Genomic DNA, 3,279 nt, shown 5'->3' on the forward strand with positions numbered 1-3,279 from the left:
GCGCTTGATGCCACGGCGGTGATCGCCACGCAGGCCGCGACGCTCGACCTGGCGCTGCGCCTGGCGCAAGAGGCGGGCGTACCGCTGCCCGCGCTCAATCTGGGCGGCGGTTTTGGCATCCCCTATTTCCCCGGCGATCGGCCGCTCGATCTGCCGGCCGTGGGGGCGGCGCTGGCGCAGGAGCTGGAGCGCCACGCCGCGCAGCTGCGCGACACGCGCCTGGCGGTGGAACTGGGCCGCTATCTGGTGGGAGAGGCCGGCGTCTATCTGGCGCGGGTGATCGAGCGCAAGGAAAGCCGGGGTGAGGTGTTCCTGGTGACCGACGGCGGGCTGCACCACCAGCTGGCCGCCAGCGGCAATTTCGGCACCGTGGTGCGCCGCAACTATCCGCTGGCGCTGGCCACGCGCATGGATGCCCCGGCCGATGAGGTGGCCAGCGTGGTGGGGTGCCTGTGCACCCCGCTCGATCGGCTGGCAGACCGTGCGGCCTTGCCTGTGGCGGCCGAAGGCGATGTGGTGGCGGTGTTCTGTGCCGGTGCCTATGGCGCCACGGCGAGCCCGGCGGCGTTCCTGGGGCATGGTCCGGCGACGGAAATCCTGGCGGAAAGCGCCGCACACACGGTGGGTTAATCTTTGCCTGGGCACCCGTCCCGAATTGGGACCGGGCGACCAAGCGCCTTGTCGGGAAAGCCCGTTGGCAACAAGGATAACCGTATCTTCACCCTTTTTGTCGATAGCCGATGATGAAGGTCGCAGGTCTCGATGGTCCCGATAGGGGACACTACGTGGGCCGGCGCAAGAGCCAGACAAAGGAATCGATTGCGATGCCGTTCCATTCCGGCCCAGCCCTGAACGCCGCACGGCCCGCAGGCCCGCGCAGGCGTCTTGCCCGCCTGGGCCTGGGAACGGCGTGCCTGTCGCTGATGCTCACCGGTTGTGCCGGCGGCGCCCATGGCCCGCAATTGCCGCCCGCCGCGTTCGTGGCGCTGCAGGAAGGTCCGGGCGAGGAATACGTGATCGGCCCGCTCGATGAATTGACCATTTTCGTGTGGCGCAACCCTGAACTGGGTGCCTCGGTGCAGGTGCGGCCCGATGGGCGCATCACCACGCCGCTGATCACCGACATGCCCGCCGTGGGCAAGACGCCCTCGATGTTGGCCGAGGATATCAAGCTGCAGCTGTCGCAGTATATTCAAGAACCGATCGTCTCGGTGATCGTCAACAAGTTTGCCGGCACGTTCAGCCAGCAGGTGCGCATCGTGGGCGCCACCGAAAAGCCGGCCTCGATCCCCTATCGCGCCAACATGACGCTGCTCGATGCGATGATCGCGGTGGGTGGGCTTTCGGAATATGCCGCCGGCAACCGCGCGCGGCTGGTGCGGTTTGACAAGACCACCGGCAAGCAGACCGAATATGCCGTGCGCATCGGTGATCTGTTGCGCAAGGGCGATACCAAGGCCAATGTCATGCTGATGCCCGGCGACGTGATCATCATTCCCGAAAGCACGTTCTGACGATGGCGCGGGGGCACCACACCAGGCCGGCACCGCACCTGCGGGAGCGCGGCGCGGCATGACCAACATTCTCGATGAAGTGCGCATCGCGCTCTATGGCATCTGGCACCGCCGCTGGCTGGCGTTGGGCGTGGCCTGGCTGGTCTGCCTGCTGGGCTGGCTGGTCGTGGCGATGGTGCCCAATTCCTATGAATCCAAGGCGCGCATCTTCATCCAGATCGATGATGTCCTGTCCGACCAGATCGGCATCGGCGGCAATGCCAAGCAGGATATCGAGCGGGTGCGCCAGACGCTGACCAGCACGGTCAACCTGGAAAAGGTGGTGCGCGCCACGCGCCTGGGCGACAAGGTCACCAACGACAAGCAGATGGAATCGGCCGTGGCTGGCCTGGCCACGCAGATCAAGGTGGTGAGCCAGCAGGACAACCTGTTCGAGATCAGCGCCACGTCGGGCCGTGGTTCCTATACCGATGCGCAGAATGCCAAGCTGGCGCAGGACGTGGTGCAGAAGATGATCGACATCTTCCGCGAGGAAAACCTGGCCGGCGGGCGCGGCGAGATGACCGACAGCCTGGCCTTCATGGACCAGCAGCTGGCCGATCGGCAGAAGGACCTGGAAGCGGCCGAGCAGAAGCGGCAGGAGTTCGAGGCGAAGAACGCCGCGCTGATGCCGGGCACCGGTTCGGTCACGGCCAAGCTGGAAGGCGCGCGCACCGAATTGCGGGGGGTGGAATCCGATCTTCTGGCTGCGCAGAGCGCGCTCGCCTCGATCAATGGTCAGCTTTCCGGCACGGCGCCCACGATCACCATTCCCGGCGCGCAGGGTGGCGCCCATGGCGCTTTGGCCCAAGCGTTGGCAGACCTGGCCTCGATGAAGGCGCGCGGGCTGACCGACAGCCATCCCGATGTCCTGGCGGCCAAGGCGCAGATCGCCAGCCTGCAGCGCCAGGCCGCCGCCGAAGGCAAGAGTGGCGGCACGCCCAACCCGGCCTATGCCTCGCTGCAGTCGATCAAGGCTGATCGTGAGGCCAGCCTGGTGTCGCTGCAATCGCGCAAGGCCTCGTTGCAACAGGAAATCGGCCAGCTTACCGGCCAGCAATACAGCGAGCCGGCGGTTGCCGCCGAAGCGGCGCGGATCAACCGCGATTACGATGTGCTCAAGGACCAGTACGACAAGCTGCTGCGCGATCGCGAGCAGCTGCGCCTGCGCGGGCAGGTGGAAAGCGAGCACAACTCGGTCAAGTTCGACGTGATCGATCCGCCGAGCACGCCGCGCGGTCCCTCTGCGCCCGATCGGCCGCTGCTGCTGATGCTGGTGCTGGTCGTCGGGCTGGTGGCGGGCTGTGGTGCGGCGTTTGCCATGGCGCAGCTGCGTTCGAGCTATGCCACCACTGGTCAGCTGGAGCGGGCCACGGGCATGATCGTGCTGGGTTCGGTGTCGCTGACCCAGACCGCTGCGGCGCGGGCGCGGCAGTGGAAGCAGCTGAAACTGTTCGGTGGTGCCACGGCCGGCCTGGTGCTGGTATTGTTCGTGCTGCTGGCCGTGGAATTCATGAAGCGGCGGATGGTGGCATGAGGGTGCAGGACATGACGGACCAGAGCAACACGCCCCAGCCGCCCAAAGATGGGACGCCGCCAGAAGGCGGAACGCCGCAGGATCGGCCGCGCAAGGCCAGCCCCTCGCTGATCGAGCGGGCGGCCGGGACGTTCGATTTCCGCCAGCACTTGCGCGCGCCTGTGCTGCCGCCCGTGCCGCCGGCACCTG

2 protein-coding genes and 1 pseudogene are annotated in these 3,279 nt (G+C 66.8%); all 3 read left to right on the plus strand.

All coding sequences use genetic code 11. From position 1 onward, the window contains the following. Positions 1-630 (plus strand): annotated as a pseudogene (locus H926_RS29925) (pyridoxal-dependent decarboxylase, exosortase A system-associated); the annotation flags it as partial. 293 nt (positions 631-923) lie between these two features. Next, positions 924-1,514: an XrtA/PEP-CTERM system exopolysaccharide export protein gene (locus H926_RS0122350; RefSeq protein WP_231627739.1), complete on the plus strand. Its 591-nt coding sequence runs from the start codon at positions 924-926 to the stop codon at positions 1,512-1,514. Between the two features lie 58 nt (positions 1,515-1,572). Then, complete coding sequence (locus H926_RS0122355; protein WP_022678235.1) at positions 1,573-3,090, plus strand: XrtA system polysaccharide chain length determinant; 1,518 nt, start codon at positions 1,573-1,575, stop codon at positions 3,088-3,090. The last annotated feature ends 189 nt before the right edge of the window (positions 3,091-3,279 follow it).

The sequence above is a fragment of the Novosphingobium sp. B-7 genome, assembly GCF_000410615.1.
Taxonomy (GTDB): Bacteria; Pseudomonadota; Alphaproteobacteria; order Sphingomonadales; family Sphingomonadaceae; genus Novosphingobium; species Novosphingobium capsulatum.

Coding starts and splice junctions, on each gene's coding strand:
- H926_RS0122355 (WP_022678235.1), top strand. CDS start 1,573: ATGACCAACATTCTCGATGAAGTGCGCATCGCGCTCTATGGCATCTGG.
- H926_RS0122350 (WP_231627739.1), top strand. CDS start 924: ATGCTCACCGGTTGTGCCGGCGGCGCCCATGGCCCGCAATTGCCGCCC.